Genomic DNA, 15345 nt, shown 5'->3' with positions numbered 1-15345 from the left:
CTCTGGTTTAAATTGCCTAGCTAAACGCTAAGCCAAAAGATAAGAAAAATTTCAATGTAAAGCCAAGATAACTTTAAAGAGAAAGATAATGCGCGCATAATAACAGTAATTTTTGCTCAACCCCAGTACATTAGAACAATGGTATTCAGCCCTATGACCACAGTTTCAAAACAGTTATTACTTCAGCAATGGCAAACCTTACATAACAATCATGAAAGTTATGAAAGTTATGCTCTAATTATCAAGCTTGTTGCCACCGCTATCACCTTGTTGTCCTTAACCTTTTCATTGACGGCTCTTGTTGCCTTACTGCTAGTCGCTGTACTTTGGTTGCAAGAAGGTATTTGGAAAACCTTTCAGTGTCGTACCGCAAATGCGATAATAGCGATAGAAGATAAATTAGCGCTAAATGAGGCTGAACAGACAAGTGAGTCGACTAAACCCTATTTAATGTATAAACAGTGGCAAATGAACCGACCAACTAGCAAGGCACTTATTGCCGAGTATATGGCTAATTCATTAAAGCCGACGGTGTTGTACCCTTACTTGCCATTGATGTTTGTAGTAGTTATTTTTCTATAAGAATAGCTAGAATAATTTTAAGTATATATGTAGAGATTATAAGATGAATAGAAAAAAGAAGATGAACAATATTTTGAAAAAGAAAGTTAAGAAAATGAATTCAAAGTTACATACCAGTAATAAACCTAAGTATGTATCAAAAGCCGATAGAGCTAAACTTGAAGAAGCTGCGCAAGAGTCAGAGTAGCACCTAAACTAATACCTAAATAAAGGTTTTGCTGAATAGATACTAAATAGTCATTATCATCGATTGTTAGTTACTTTAGCATTTATCGTTAGGCTTTTAGCAAACAAATAAAAAGGGCACATACTATTTATATATAGTATGTGCCCTTTTTGGTGCTAGCAGGTGGTAAAAGCTTTAGCTAACATCTGGATTACCTTTAATTTTTTCTCGCATACGCTGAATCACTAAATAGAAGTAAGGCACCAGTAAAGTACCAAACAACGTCGCGGCGATCATACCCGACAGTACAGTGATACCGAGCGAGACACGACTACCCGCACCGGCACCCGTTGCAAATACCAGCGGTAATACACCGAGAATAAAAGAAAAAGCTGTCATCAATACCGCACGAAAACGCATTCTAGCCGCATTAAGTGCTGCATTCATAATCGTCTCTCCCGCCGCTCTTTGCTCCATGGCGAACTCGACAATTAAAATAGCGGTTTTAGTGGACAGGCCTATCAATAATACCAAGCCAACTTGCGCATAGATGTTATTTGCCATGCCAACCGTATAAAGTGCCAACATAGAGCCAAATAGCGCTAACGGTACCGCAGCTAACACTGAAAATGGAATAGTCCAACTTTCATATTGTGCCACTAAGAATAAGTAAACAAAGAGGATAGCTAAACCAAATAAAATAGGTGCTAAATTACCCGCTTCTAATTCTTGCTTAGACTGTCCCGACCATTCATAGATATAACCTTGCGGCAATTTACTGGCTAGCTCTTCCATAACATCAATAGACTGTCCTGATGAATAACCAGGCGCAGCATTACCAGTGATACTAGCACTACGATATAAGTTAAAGTGACTAATGGTTGTTGGCCCTAAAATAGGCTTAATCGTTGCTAAAGTCGTTAGCGGCACCATTTCATTATCTTTATTACGGACAAAGTAATAACGTAAATCTGATGGGTCTTTTCGATACTGACTTTCAGCTTGTATAGTGACACGATAGGTTCGGCCAAATTGACTAAAGTCATTAATATATAAAGAGCCTAATTGCGCTTGCAAAGTCGAGAATATATCAGATAAAGAGACACCTTGAGCTTTGGCTTTATTACGGTCTACCTCTAAAAAGTATTGCGGAACATTAGCTCTAAAGGTACTAAATACCCGTGTTAATTCAGGTCGTTGATTGGCCTCATATATGAGTCCGTTCATCACTTGTGCTAACGCAGCAGGATCTCTACCTTCACTGTCTTGCAATTTAAATTCAAAGCCTGAACTATTGCCAAGGCCAGGAATAGGCGGCGGATTAAATACCATAATTTGTGCATCAGGCATAGTCCATAATTGCCCCATTAACCGAGGGATTAATTGCCTTAGCCCCAATTCAGGCGCGGTACGCTCTTCCCAGTCTTTAAGCAGAATAATAGCCAGACCATTATTTGAGCCGGCACCACCAAGTAGTGAGTAACCTGACACGGTAATAATATCATCAACGGCTGCGTCGTTTAATATCAGTGGTGTGATCTTATCCATTACCGCTTGTGTACGATTACTTGACGCAGCATCAGGAAGCTGCACATCGACAAATAGGTAACCTTGGTCTTCAGCCGGTAAAAACGCTGTTGGTACTGAAGTTGTTAACCAACCGGCACCAATAAACATTAAGCCAACAAAAAGACCTACGCGAGCAAGTCGCTTAAGCAAGAAACCAACAGCTTTGGTATAGCTGCCAGTGACCTTAGTAATGAGACGTTCAAATGGCACTAACCAGGAAATAGGCTTCATTTTTTCAGCACTTAGTAACACGGTACAAAGTGCTGGACTTAAGGTTAAAGCATTAAGTGAAGAAATTAGCACAGCAAAAGAAATAGTGACTGAAAATTGTTTATATAATTCACCTGTTATTCCCGGCATAAAGGCCACGGGAACAAAAACAGCTAATAGTACCAAGGTGGTAGCTATAATAGGTCCAGAGACTTGCTCCATCGCTTTGGTGACCGCTTCTTTAATGGGTAACTGCTCTTCTTTTAATATTCGTTCAACATTTTCTATCACGATAATAGCATCATCAACGACAATACCGATAGCGAGTACTAAACCAAATAAAGTGATGGTGTTGATTGAGTAACCCATCAATATCATAAACGCAAAAGTACCAATGAGTGACACAGGAATTGCTAGGGTTGGAATGATGGTGGCACGCCAGTTTTGCAGGAATAAAAACACTACTAATATTACTAAAGCTATCGCTTGAAAGAGGGTAACCATAACTTCTTCAATGGAGCGGTCGATAAATTTAGTGGTATCGTAGGGGATAACATACTCTAAACCATCAGGGAAACGCTGAGAAAGTATTTCCATTTCAGCTTTTACTAACGAAGCAACTTCTGTGGCATTAGCATCAGGTAGCTGGTAGATAACAAGAAAGGCAGTTTCTTTACCATTTAATCTTGCTTGGGTTGAATAATCTTCTGCACCTAACTCTAAACGAGCAATATCACCTAAACGGATAAAGTTACCGTTGAGCTGAGCGCGAATTATCGTTTGGCCGAATTCTTCAGGTGTTTGTAAACGACCTTTGGCTTGAATAGAGTACTCAAATTGTTGGTTAGGTAACGATGGGCTAGCGCCGAACTTACCAGCAGCAACTATCATATTCTGCTCTTGTAATGCTTGCTGAACTTCAGTGACAGTAATACTTAAAGATGCCATACGTTCAGGGTTTAACCAAACGCGCATACTATAGGTCATTTCACCCATGATTTCTGCTGAGGCAACACCTTCGATACGACCTAACGGTTCAGTTAAATAGTTAGAGGCATAATTACTTAAAAAGAGTTGGTCAATACCTTCTTGCTCAGAATACAAGTTAATGCCTAACAACATAGAACTAGACTTTTTCTTAACATCAACCCCTTGACGGGTTACCTCTGAAGGTAATGAGCTAGTTGCTAATGCGACTCTGTTTTGCACATTTACTTGGGCAATATCACCATCAGTACCAACTTTAAAAAATACTGTAATAACTGCAGTACCATTATTTGAGGCAGAAGATTCGATATACATCATATCTTCTACGCCATTGACCTGCTCTTCAATAGGCCTGATAACCGACTCTTCAACAATTTGAGCACTAGCCCCAGGATAGACGGCAGATATTTGAACTTGAGGTGGTGTTATTTCTGGGTACATATTTACCGGTAACACACTCATGGCAATTAAGCCGGCAAGGGTGATAACAATAGAGATAACAAACGCGAATTTAGGGCGATTGATAAAAGTTTTACTGATCATAAAATCGTCCTTTTTTACTTATCGACTGCTGCGCTTGGGCTAATATTGGCATCGTTAGCTTTTGCAGAATTTGTCGCTTTATCATTAATATCTGAGATGGTACCCGTAAGTGGGTCAACATGCTTAATAACACCATTTACTTCCACACCAGCTCGAACTTTTTGTAAGCCTTCGACTATCACTTTTTCACCAATAGCAACGCCTTTTTCAACAACCCACATAGCATTAATTCTTCGCCCTAAGACAACGTGACGCTGTTTAACCTTATTATCTGCTCCGACAACTAAGACAAATTTACCTTGCTGGTTTTCTTGTACTGCTGCTTGTGGTATTAACGCCATTTCCTCTTTATCTAACGTTTCAACAATCAAGGTAACAAATAGCCCTGGTAAAATAATATTATGAGGGTTAGGGAAAACGGTTCTCAATTCAACGGTACCCATACCTTGGGCAATTTTAGTATCAGAAAAGTTTAACTGACCCTTTTCTGGATATTCAGTATTATTTGGCAAGCGTAGAGATAGCTCAAATTCAGCTTCTTTGGCAGTTCTTGCACCCTGATGTTCTTGTAAGTAAGTAATATAGAAACTCTCTTCAACCTGAAAACTTACAAAAATTGGGTCACTGATAATCAAGGTTGCTAAGGGGTTACTTGTTGGACCAACAATATTGCCAACGTTATAATTTACTTTACCAATTCGGCCGCTAAAAGGCGCTGTGATTGTGGTATAACTTAAATCAAGTTCCGCTTTTTCAAGTGATGCTTCTGCCGCTTTAACCGCTGATTTAGCTTGCGACTCTTCCGTAGTTAAACGGTCATAATCTGATTGAGAAATATAACCATCATCAATAAGGTCATTGGCACGTTTTAAGTTACGCTGAGCATTTTCTTCGCCTGAGATTCTAGAGCTTAAGTCAGCTTTGGCTGCTGATAATGCTGCCTGGTATGCTGCGGGGTCGATTTTTAATAATACTTGTCCCTTTTCAACATTACTGCCTTCTCTAAAATGGCGTTCAATTAACTCACCTTCAACACGAGCGCGTAAGTCGGCTTCTTTGAAAGCTTCTGTTCGTGCAACAAACTCACGATACCCGCCAATAGGTTGTGCTTTAATTGAGTATACCGATACCGCTGGCGCTGGTGGTTTCACCTTAACCTCTTCTTTGCTGCAAGCAGTAAGTGTGAGAGATAAAAGTCCAAGTATTGCGAGTTTACTCGTTGTAATTTGGCAGGTATTGGATTGTCTTAAAAAGCGTTTGAGCATCAAAAAATTCCTTGTGAGGTTAATGCTTTAAATATTAATGGCTTTGATTATTACACAGCGAGTCTGCAATGCAGTAATTATTTGTACCAATTAGCAAAAACTTAGGAACTATATAAAAAAAGCTGCGAACGAGGTTCAACAGCTTTTGGGGTTTAAGATTATAGGAGAATTATGATAGGTTCATCTCTTGCACCTTTTCATGGGCAATTTCAGGAGTCGTTGCACCTGGTTTGCTGTGCATATTAGCTTTCAATTGCCCTTTTCTATGCTTAAGGGCTGCATCGAGTTTTTTTGCAGCATTGGCAATAGCCGGATACATAACACCATCTAAACCGGTAGCTGAAATTCGTCCACCTTCATAGTTTGTCGTTAGCTCGACTTGATATTGATGATGTTCTTTAGAGACTATTACGTCTAGAGATATTAATGTTGGAAAGTGGTTGGCAATTTTAGAGAATTTTTCTTCGATATGCTCTTTGATTGAATCATTAACTTCTACATGATGACCAGAAAGATTTATTTTCATATGTATTCCTTTTTTACTGTTACTTAATGACTAGTTTATCTAAATGACTCTTTTACCTAGTTGATAATGTGTCACTTAATAATAGACCTGAGGGCAAGTGTTGATAAAAACAAGTAAGAGTACTAAGTATTTTACTATCAAATTCATTATCCATCATTACCGGCACTTATGGCCTAGTTTAAACGTAGCGTAAATGTGGTGAAATTACTATTGATCTAAAATAAAGAAAGGTGAAAATAATGCAGGGTTTACTGAAATATTAGCCTCTACCATATGATAAAGGTTAATGAAAAAACTCTTAATAAATTAGAAAATAAGGTGCATGATGGCAAGTGCAAAGAGACCCGCTAGTACATCGTCAAACATGATACCAAAGCCACCCGTTAGCTTTTTATCTGCTATTGATATTGGCCAAGGTTTAGCTATATCAAAGATTCTAAATAAAACAAAGCCTACCAAGACACTCTGCCAACTCACCGGAACCATAAACATAGTGATAAAAAATCCTGCAAACTCATCCCACACAATTGCACCATGGTCGTGTACACCAACATCACTTGCCGCTTTACCACAGATATAAATACCCGCAAGACAAACCACTAAGACGACTAAACCATAAGTTAAGGGCGTTAAACCACTCATAAGTAAAAATAGTGGCACGGCAGCAAGCGTACCAAAAGTGCCAGGAGCTTTTGGCGCCAAACCACTGCCAAAGCCTAAAGCTAAAAACTGTATTGGATTCGCCAGATTAAAATTAACCTGTGTATTTTTACCCGACATATAATTAAGTGCTTAATTTGTTAGTGGTTCATTTTTAATTGATAAGTAAATTGCTTAGGGTGCTATTCGGTAAAATGCTCGAAACCGGCAGTATTAATTGGAATAGGCTTATTGTTCAAGGTTGTAGTGATAGTTTGGGAGGCATTCAATTGTCCTATACAAGTAACAGGTGTACCGGCATGAGACATTGCCGTCTCCATTCCTACTTTGTTATCTTCAGAGACGGTGAACAAAAGCTCATAATCATCCCCACCAGATAGTGCCAAAGCGATAGCATCATCGGAAAGTAAACTATCACGCATTATCGTAGAAAGAGGTAGGGCATCAAGCACTACATTAGCACCGACATTGGATGCTTGGCATATATGCCCCAAATCAGCGATTAATCCGTCAGAAAGATCTATTGCTGCTGAAGCATATTCACGTAACGTTTGCCCGGCTAAAACTCTTGGCTTTGGATAATCAAGCTTATTTCTTATGATATTTGTAAATTGAGGCTCAATATCGACTTTACCGGTAATTTGTTGTAAAGCTAACGCAGCGTCACCAAGTTCACCGGTAACATAAAGCCAGTCACCTGCTTTAGCACCAGAACGTGACAAGTAACTACCTTCAGGGGTTAATCCCTGTGCGGTAATAGTAATACTTAATGGTCCTTGCGTGGTATCTCCACCGATGAGTTCTACATTATAAAACTCACATAGTTCAAAGACACCTTCACAAAACTCATTTAACCAAGCTTCATCGACATCAGGCAGGGTTAATGCTAAAGATAACCAACTTGGCTTAGCGCCCATTGCAGCAATATCAGACAGATTTACCGCAACCGCTTTATGGCCAATAGCTCTGGGGCTAGTCTCAAATGGAAAGTGTACTCCAGCTACTAATGTATCTGTCGTTACCACAATATTTTGATTCTCAATAGGCGCTAAAACAGCGCAATCATCACCAATACCAAGTACAACGTCTTTACGTTTAACTTTTTGTTTGGTGAAAAAATGCTTAATTAACTCGAACTCTTTCATGCTAAGCCTTTAGTTGCTAATAAATTGGTACTAATAAGTTGCTACTAATAGGTTATTCTTCAGGTCGAATTAACTTTACTGTTTTATCTAAAACACCGTTAACAAACTTATGGCTATCATCAGCTGCAAATGACTTAGCTAACTCTATAGCTTCGTTTATCACCACGCGATAAGGTACATCAATGCAGTCTTTTAGTTCAAACACTGCTACACGCAATATCGCCTTTTCCACTTGATCTATATCATTAAGTGGACGGTCTACATACGGCGAAATTGCGGCATCTATATCACTAATGTTGGCGGTAACACCACGTAATAACAATTGAAAATATTCAATATCAAACCGACGTTTGCTGTTATCGGCAATAAAGTTAACTTCAATATCATTTACTACGTTTTGACTAACTTGCCATGAATAGATTGCTTGTACGGCCAACTCACGGGCTTTTCTTCTAGGAGACGGTTTCACAATATGTTTCCACTTTTCTTATGTTGAGAATTAAGTTTAAAAATTAAATTTTAGCTAATACATTAACCATTTCTAATGCACCAAGAGCTGCTTCAGCACCCTTGTTACCAGCTTTAGTACCAGCTCGTTCAATAGCTTGTTCTATAGAGTCTGTAGTAATCACACCAAATGAAACAGGGATTTCACAGTCTAAACAAACTTGTGCTAAACCTTTGTTAGATTCACCAGCAACGAAATCAAAATGAGGAGTACCACCACGAATTACCGCACCAATTGCAATAATGGCATCAGCTTCGCCTTTTTTAGCAATTTTTTTAGCTGCTAGCGGTAACTCATATGCACCAGGTACACGGACGACAGTAATATCGTCATCATTAACATTACCATGACGTTTAAGCGCATCGATTGCGCCTGCTAATAAACTATCAACAATAAAGTGATTAAAACGTGATACTACAATAGCAAATTTTTTGCCTTTTGCTTCAAACGAACCTTCAATAATATTCATTTAATTATTCCAATATAGTGTATCTAAAAAAATTGCCGCAATTCTACCAAATTGTTATCAGCATAGGTACTCGTTTATTTTATTTATTCTCTGAAAGAATATGAACTAGTCCATATCATCAAACTCATCGAGTAAGGCATCTATTTCGTCTTCTTCCGCTTCATTAATTATAATGGGTGGGTTGCCATCAAAAAGTTTATAATTCATGTTTTGAAAGTAGGCATTTTTAATAAACTCATAAGGATCTTCAGATTCAGCAACAAGCTGCTCTTGATCTCGAACTGCCGCCCTTTTCTCCAAGGCTAATATGCCTAAGCGAGCAAGATTCGGCCAAAAATCAATAACAACCATGGGCCAATACAGACTGTCAACATAATCACCTACCTCTTCTCTAACTGAGCTTGGACCTAAACCTGGAATAACAATATAGGGGCCATCGCCCACCCCGTAACTACCAAGTACCTCGCCAAACTCTTCTTGCTCTCCTGACCAATCAAAATCACTGGCGGGATCATAAAAACCAAAGAGGCCTATGGTTGAATTAAGCACAAACCTGCCGGTATTTTTTGCTGCTGCTTCAAATTTAAGCTGTAAGACATTATTAATAATACTAGCCGGCTCGTTTAAATTTAACGCTATATTATATAAGCCAGCACGTAAAAATGGTGGTGTGTAAGTGGTGTAAACTTCTGATGAGGGTTTAGCAATATACTTATCTACATAATCCCAAGTAAAAGTCCAAAAAGGTCTGTTGATAGATTCAAAGGGATCTCTAGGGTCACTTACGCTAGTTTCACCAGTAAAATCTGTTTGTTCTTGTTGACTTGGTGTCGACGAACAACCAGCAAGAGAAACGATGACAATAAGTATAAAGAGTCGAAAATATGGGGTTATGGCTGAGCTCACGGGGCGAAGGTCCTTGCCGTTACATAATAATGTATGAGAAAACGACGGCAGTCTAACATGAAATCAATTGTTGGGTGAATAACGTTTCAGCGCAGTTTCACTATATCTAGTTTCATTAAGTAAAAGCTGGTGACAATTATTTACTGAGAGCGAGCGCGTTGCTGATAGACCGAAAGCAACATTTCAACTTCCGCACGGGGTAATTCACATTCACTGATGATTTCCTCTATACCTGCTCCTTTTGCTGCTAGCTTAAAGGCTCTATTATAAAATTTATCTTGTCCTTGGTTTTCTTGCCATTGTGTCAATAACTGTTGTTGCTCACTTGCTTGGAGCGTAAGATTTTTAATACGATGTTCTAATTGTTTTGATACCTGACGATTTTCTATAGCGAACTGCTCAGTGTCTGTCGCCAAGCTATCCAACTCTTGTTGTAGCTTACTATTTATACTTTGTAACTCATTAACTAATAAAACAGTACTTTGCATTTGCATATCTAGCATAGATAACTTACGTTTCAGCTTAGTTAAAAATAGGTAAAATACCGTACTAGAAAGTACTACTAGAAATAATGCTAACACTGAAATTATTGGGACAGCTAACAATGACATTGATGATTTTTGCCTTAAATAAATCTAAACGCGTAATTGAATTTAATTGAATGTAATAATAGTTAAATCCGTATATACAGACTTAATCTTGGGCAAAAAACATCTCCCTTTTCGAAATAATATAATTAGAACTGCTTGAGTTCATCCCACTCGTCGTCAGAAAGCAGTTGATCTAAATCAACTAAAATAAGTAATTCACCATCGCGGTTTGAAACACCTTGGATAAACTGAGCACTTTCTTCGTTACCTACGTTTGGGGCATCATCAATTTCTGAGGACTTTAAATAAACAACTTCAGCGACACTGTCAACCAAAATCCCTATGACTTGTTTTTCTGACTCGATAACCACCACACGGGTATTGTCAGTAATATCACAAGGCTCTAAACCAAATCGAGAGCGGGTATCGATAACGGTGACAACATTACCGCGCAAATTTATAATACCAAGTACATAAAGCGGAGCACCTGGTACCGGAGCAATTTCACTATATCGTAAAACCTCTTGTACCTGCATAACATTGATACCATAAGTCTCATTTTCTAATTTAAAGGTGACCCATTGCAACACCTCATCATTAGCCTCACTTTTATCACTTGCACTTCGTCTTACATTTGACATATTACTTGCCTCTCAAATTACTTATTTTAAGCTGCCTATAAGCTAGACAGGAATAGTTTTACTGTGCTTGATAGATATCACTACCCTTATCAAGCAATTCAATCAAAGCACTTACATCGAGTAAGGCACACATTTTTTCTTTGACTAATCCTGCCAACCATGGCCTTTTGTTCTGTGAATTTACCCATTTCACTTCATCTTGACGTAAGATGACGGTATCAATTAAATTTTCAGCCATCAGACCCCAAGGGCTGTCATTTAGCATGATAATATATTGATAGTTTAGCGATTTTTTTAAATTTTCATCACATTTTTCTGGCATTATCCATAAAGCAGTATCGACAACATTAATTTTTTCATCCCGATAAAGCATAACGCCTTTAAACCAATCAGGTTTGCCCATTAAACTATTAGTTTTCTCAACTTTGTGAATACCGCCTAACTCAATAAGAGGAACGGCAATAGTTAAACCCGCAACATCAAAAAACATTGCTTGAAAGTCGCCTTGACGATAGCTTTTCGGCGTCTTAGTTATAGGTTTAGCACGGCTTTTATCCGTAGAAATTTGGACTGTATTAACCTTTGGCTCGTCAATACATTCAACTGTTTCACCCCTTAGCTCTTTAGGTTCACTGACAGTTTTAAGTAATTTTTCTAATGATTTATTGTCGTCATTTACTTTAAGCGCTAAAGGTTTTCTAGCCAGTTTTTTTTCTATGCGCTGGTGTGATAACTCTTCAGCAACTTCGGGTTCTGTTAGCAATTCTGATAGGTAAGTTTTCATTACCTTTTTACTCGCTGTTAACGAATTACTCATTTAGCGTTCAACCTCATTATGCGTCATACCTTGCTTGACTAAATAATTCAAAAGACTTTTGTAGGCTAATGTGCCTCGAGAGTTCGCAGCAAAATCTGAAGGCACTTCTTGAGCGAGACTGGCATTTCTCAAGTTAGTATCAACAGGGACTACACCGGGCCATATCTCATTAGTATAGACTTCTTGTAGTTTTTTAAACGCTAAAATAGAAGCTTTTGTTCTTTTGTCAAACATAGTTGGCACTATTGTGTATTTAAAAGGACTATCTTGCTCGCCTTGCATGATTTCCATCGTTTTGACCATACGCTCTAAGCCTTTTAAGGCCAAAAATTCTGTTTGCACAGGAATAACAATACGATCTGCCGCTGCTAGAGCATTTACCATAAGTACGCCCAGTACTGGCGGACAATCTATTAATACATAGTCATAACTGTCTGTTAATTTTTGTACTGCTTTTTTTAATACTAAGCCCATACCGCCTTTGGTACCTAAGGAGCGATCTAACGTCGCTAACCCCATAGTTGCAGGTAAAATATCTATATTAGGGTACTTGGTAGGACATAAGGTTTGTAAAATTTGTTCTCTTGATGACACTTGAATAAATAAGTCATAGACACTCAAGTCTAAATCTTCTGATTCAATACCGAAATAGTAACTTAATGAAGCATGTGGATCGGTATCAACTAATAATACCCGATGCCCTTGCTCCGCTAATACCCCGGCAAGAGCTATAGATGTCGTGGTTTTACCCACTCCACCTTTTTGATTTGCTATTGTCCAAACTATCAAGAGCAATACTCACTTACTTTCATTTAATATTATCATTCATTTTGATGGTTAATTTATTCGATAGCATCATTAGCTTTTTTTTCTTTTGAGGTTTTATTCTCTTCTAATATTTTTTCGGTGTCTTTATTATCACCTCGGGTAGTAATACGTATACCACCGCTATCAAGACGAATTACTTTGATTTTGTTCAACGGCTCAGTGCCTTGTTTATTGATGCCGTTAATTTGGGTGATTTCTTCAACACTTTTTAAATCAATGGTTGGGGTTACTAGTAAATTAGCTCTCTCTAAACCATATTTAGAAATAGCGACAACAACTTTTCTATTTTGCGCCCTACCCTCTACGGTTAAATTATCAGCGCTTGGGTAATATTGGCCATAGCCTTCAATAGCCATACGAGCAGGGTTTAAACCGAGCCTTTCTAGTACTCTTAATACCGCTGTGGCTCTAAAAACAGATAATTCCCAATTTGAAGAGAATATTTCATTATTTATCACTTGGTTATCGGTATAACCACGTACACGAATAAAGTTACTGGCTTTACCTATAACATCATAAATTACCGATAAAATCGCCTCGGCAGTATGTGTGGCTGAAGATGAACCACTGGGAAATAATAAGGCACTATTTAACTCTATCTCTAACCAGTCACCATCTATTTGTAATTGTGCAAAACCCGACTCAACCAAGTCATATAAAGCAGTGTGTAACTCTTCTTCTAAGGAGGTTAAGTTGTTTCCTACTTGCGCATCTGAGATATTAGATAAGTTTTGTTCGTTATCCAGAACTTCAGGGCCAGCAACCTCTAAGATGCCATTACCAAATAGCTTTTTATTCGTTTTACTGGTGTTAACCATCAAAATACTATCACCATGGCCTTGGTTTTTTGTTTCATCTTCATAAGCTTGGAACACACGGCCAAAAGATTCAGTAATAGTTTCAAAAGGCTTTTCGTTTACCATAGCCATTGCATATAACACCACAAACAAGGCAAACATTAATGTCATATAGTCCGCATAAGAGACTAGCCAACGATGAACATTATCATGCTCTACCGTGTGTCTTCTATTACGCAGTCGATTCATCTATCTAACCTAAATGCCGATAGCTTGTTCTCTATCGCATGAGGATTTTCTCCTTGAGCAATGGATACCAGCCCTTCACAAATCATTTCACGATACATAGTTTGCTGATGAATAATAGCTCGAATTTTATTGGCTACCGGTAAATAGAACAGATTAGCGAAACCGACACCGTATATTGTGGCAATAAAAGCGGTTGCTATGCCCTGCCCTAATAATTCTGGTTCAGTTAAGTTACTCATAGCATGAATTAAACCAAGTACTGCGCCTAATATACCAATTGTAGGACTGTAACCTCCCATAGCCTCAAATACATTAGCAGAACGTAAGTTATGCTCTCGATAAATATCTAAGTCTAACTCTAACGCGACTCTAAAATTTTCAATTTCAACGCCATCAACTAATAAATTAAGACCTTTTTGGGTATAACTATCTTCTATTTCTAATGCGGTATCTTCTAAAGCAAGGTACCCTGACTCTCTCGCTTTAGTAGCCCAATCGACAATTTCACTTATACCCCGTTCAATATCGTATTTAGGCGGAGAAAAAACCCACTTAAGTAATGAAATAGCATGGGTAAACTGCATCATTGATGATTGCAGCATAACCGCACCTAAGGTACCGCCAAAAACAATAATAAAAGCCGGTAGTTCAAATAAAGCAGACAGGTGACCACCGTCAAGAGTAAAGCCAATGTAAACAGCTAAAAGGGCAATGAATAGCCCTGCGACACTTAGCTTATCCACGGCCAACTTCCTTAATCAGGGAAGCTGCCATTGAATCGAGTGGCAAAGACAACTCAGATAAACCGGCCTTATCTATCGCTTGAGGCATACCATAAACGACACATGATTGTTCATCTTGCGACCATATGGTTGAGCCTTTAGCTTTTAACATTCTTGAGCCTTCTTTACCATCAGAGCCCATTCCCGTAAGAATGACTCCTAAAACTTTACCGGAAAATGTTTTAGCGGCTGAGCCAAAGCTGATATCAACGCTTGGCTTAAAAGTTATTTTGGGTGAATCATCATCGAGGATTTTTATTTTTGCGCTACTCTCACTGCCCGTAATAATCATTTGCCGACCACCTGGAGCTAAATAAGCACAACCAGGTTTTAATATGTCACCATCGGCAGCCTCTTTAATCGATATTTTACACAAGGTATTTAAACGACTGGCAAATGCAGCAGTAAATGCAGCGGGCATATGTTGAACAATAATAATGGGTAATGGGAAGTTCTGTTCAAGTTTCACCAATATTTTTTGCAGTGCCACTGGTCCACCTGTCGAAGTACCAATAGCTAAAAGCTTGTATTCCTTACCAGAGCTTCGATTAAGCGTTTTTCTATCTTTAGCTGTAGAGGCAAATGATGGCGTTGATAAGGTTGACGCTTTAGTAAAGCTTGTTGTTAATCTGTTTTTTTGTAAAGGGGGGCGTGTTGTTCCCGTTTGATTAGCGGTTCTTGGCTTTGCAAAGCCAGGCTTTCTTGCTATTTCAACGACCCGTTGGCGCAATAAGCTACCGGCTTCATCAGTATTTTTTGCAATTTCACTAAACTTTTTAGGTAAAAAATCTAAAGCTCCCGCATCAAGGGCATCTAGAGTTGCTTTAGCACCTTGATGTGTTAGTGATGAAAACATCAAAATTGCCGTGGGGGACTTCGCCATAATTTGCTTTACAGCGTCGATACCATTTAATACCGGCATTTCAATATCCATAGTGATGACATCAGGCTTAAGCAACATAGCTTTCTCAACCGCTTCTTTGCCATTCACTGCAACATCAATTACGTTTAATTTTGGATCTTTATTAAGAATGTCAGTCACTCTACGCCTAAAAAAGCTAGAGTCATCAACAACAAGTACCTTGTAGGCCATTTAACCTCTCTG

At 38.5% G+C, this 15345-nt stretch carries 17 protein-coding genes; 2 read left to right on the top strand and 15 right to left on the bottom strand.

The features are described 5' to 3' along the window. The first annotated feature begins 153 nt into the window (after positions 1 to 153). Both HRT55_RS10970 and HRT55_RS10965 read left to right on the top strand, forming a co-directional pair. The gene (locus HRT55_RS10970; protein ID WP_291611491.1) at positions 154 to 582 is read left to right on the top strand and encodes a hypothetical protein; all 429 of its coding nucleotides are present in this window, start codon (positions 154 to 156) and stop codon (positions 580 to 582) included. A 43-nt stretch (positions 583 to 625) separates the two neighbouring features. After that, positions 626 to 769 (top strand): DUF2986 domain-containing protein, encoded by a 144-nt coding sequence (locus tag HRT55_RS10965; RefSeq protein ID WP_291621179.1) that lies wholly within the window; start codon positions 626 to 628, stop codon positions 767 to 769. Between the two features lie 174 nt (positions 770 to 943). On the opposite strand, the gene HRT55_RS10960 is transcribed toward HRT55_RS10965, so the two are convergent. The 15 genes from HRT55_RS10960 to HRT55_RS10890 all read right to left on the bottom strand — a co-directional run bounded on the left by HRT55_RS10960 (position 944) and on the right by HRT55_RS10890 (position 15333). Beyond that, a complete protein-coding gene (locus HRT55_RS10960; protein WP_291621177.1) occupies positions 944 to 4057 on the bottom strand; it encodes an efflux RND transporter permease subunit in 3114 nt (1037 codons plus the stop codon). A 14-nt stretch (positions 4058 to 4071) separates the two neighbouring features. Then, positions 4072 to 5322, bottom strand: a complete 1251-nt coding sequence (locus tag HRT55_RS10955; protein ID WP_291621175.1) for an efflux RND transporter periplasmic adaptor subunit — start codon at positions 5320 to 5322, stop codon at positions 4072 to 4074. Positions 5323 to 5491: 169 nt separating this feature from the next. Continuing rightward, positions 5492 to 5848, bottom strand: coding sequence for a ribosome-associated translation inhibitor RaiA (gene raiA / locus HRT55_RS10950; protein ID WP_291621173.1), 357 nt, complete (start codon positions 5846 to 5848; stop codon positions 5492 to 5494). Between the two features lie 306 nt (positions 5849 to 6154). Beyond that, positions 6155 to 6628, bottom strand: a complete 474-nt coding sequence (locus HRT55_RS10945) for a phosphatidylglycerophosphatase A (RefSeq protein ID WP_291621171.1) — start codon at positions 6626 to 6628, stop codon at positions 6155 to 6157. Between the two features lie 62 nt (positions 6629 to 6690). Beyond that, a complete protein-coding gene (gene thiL, locus HRT55_RS10940) occupies positions 6691 to 7653 on the bottom strand; it encodes a thiamine-phosphate kinase (RefSeq protein ID WP_291621169.1) in 963 nt (320 codons plus the stop codon). A 52-nt stretch (positions 7654 to 7705) separates the two neighbouring features. Further along, positions 7706 to 8122: a transcription antitermination factor NusB gene (gene nusB, locus HRT55_RS10935; protein ID WP_291621167.1), complete on the bottom strand. Its 417-nt coding sequence runs from the start codon at positions 8120 to 8122 to the stop codon at positions 7706 to 7708. Positions 8123 to 8165: 43 nt separating this feature from the next. Next, positions 8166 to 8630 (bottom strand): 6,7-dimethyl-8-ribityllumazine synthase, encoded by a 465-nt coding sequence (gene ribE, locus HRT55_RS10930; RefSeq protein ID WP_291611475.1) that lies wholly within the window; start codon positions 8628 to 8630, stop codon positions 8166 to 8168. 105 nt (positions 8631 to 8735) lie between these two features. Further along, complete coding sequence (locus HRT55_RS10925) at positions 8736 to 9536, bottom strand: VacJ family lipoprotein (RefSeq protein WP_291621166.1); 801 nt, start codon at positions 9534 to 9536, stop codon at positions 8736 to 8738. A gap of 140 nt (positions 9537 to 9676) precedes the next feature. After that, a complete protein-coding gene (locus HRT55_RS10920; protein WP_291621164.1) occupies positions 9677 to 10147 on the bottom strand; it encodes a DUF2802 domain-containing protein in 471 nt (156 codons plus the stop codon). Between the two features lie 125 nt (positions 10148 to 10272). Further along, positions 10273 to 10767, bottom strand: a complete 495-nt coding sequence (locus tag HRT55_RS10915) for a chemotaxis protein CheW (protein ID WP_291611469.1) — start codon at positions 10765 to 10767, stop codon at positions 10273 to 10275. Positions 10768 to 10825: 58 nt separating this feature from the next. Continuing rightward, the gene (locus tag HRT55_RS10910; RefSeq protein ID WP_291621163.1) at positions 10826 to 11584 is read right to left on the bottom strand and encodes a chemotaxis protein CheW; all 759 of its coding nucleotides are present in this window, start codon (positions 11582 to 11584) and stop codon (positions 10826 to 10828) included. After that, a complete protein-coding gene (locus HRT55_RS10905) occupies positions 11585 to 12373 on the bottom strand; it encodes a ParA family protein (RefSeq protein ID WP_291621160.1) in 789 nt (262 codons plus the stop codon). A 53-nt stretch (positions 12374 to 12426) separates the two neighbouring features. Further along, a complete protein-coding gene (locus HRT55_RS10900; protein WP_291621159.1) occupies positions 12427 to 13458 on the bottom strand; it encodes a flagellar motor protein MotB in 1032 nt (343 codons plus the stop codon). Then, positions 13455 to 14201 carry a flagellar motor protein gene (locus HRT55_RS10895; RefSeq protein ID WP_291621158.1) on the bottom strand — a complete coding sequence of 249 codons (747 nt, stop codon included), beginning with the start codon at positions 14199 to 14201 and terminating at the stop codon, positions 13455 to 13457. Before HRT55_RS10895 ends, HRT55_RS10900 begins: the two co-directional genes overlap by 4 nt. Beyond that, entirely contained in the window at positions 14194 to 15333 is a 1140-nt protein-coding gene (locus HRT55_RS10890) for a chemotaxis response regulator protein-glutamate methylesterase (protein ID WP_291621157.1), read from the bottom strand. The genes HRT55_RS10895 and HRT55_RS10890 overlap by 8 nt, the downstream gene beginning before the upstream one ends. Positions 15334 to 15345: the final 12 nt, after the last annotated feature.

The organism is Colwellia sp. (genome assembly GCF_013214175.1).
Lineage (GTDB): Bacteria > Pseudomonadota > Gammaproteobacteria > Enterobacterales > Alteromonadaceae > Colwellia.
Note: the sequence above shows the minus strand (reverse complement) of the source record. Positions and strands in the feature narration are given on the sequence as shown.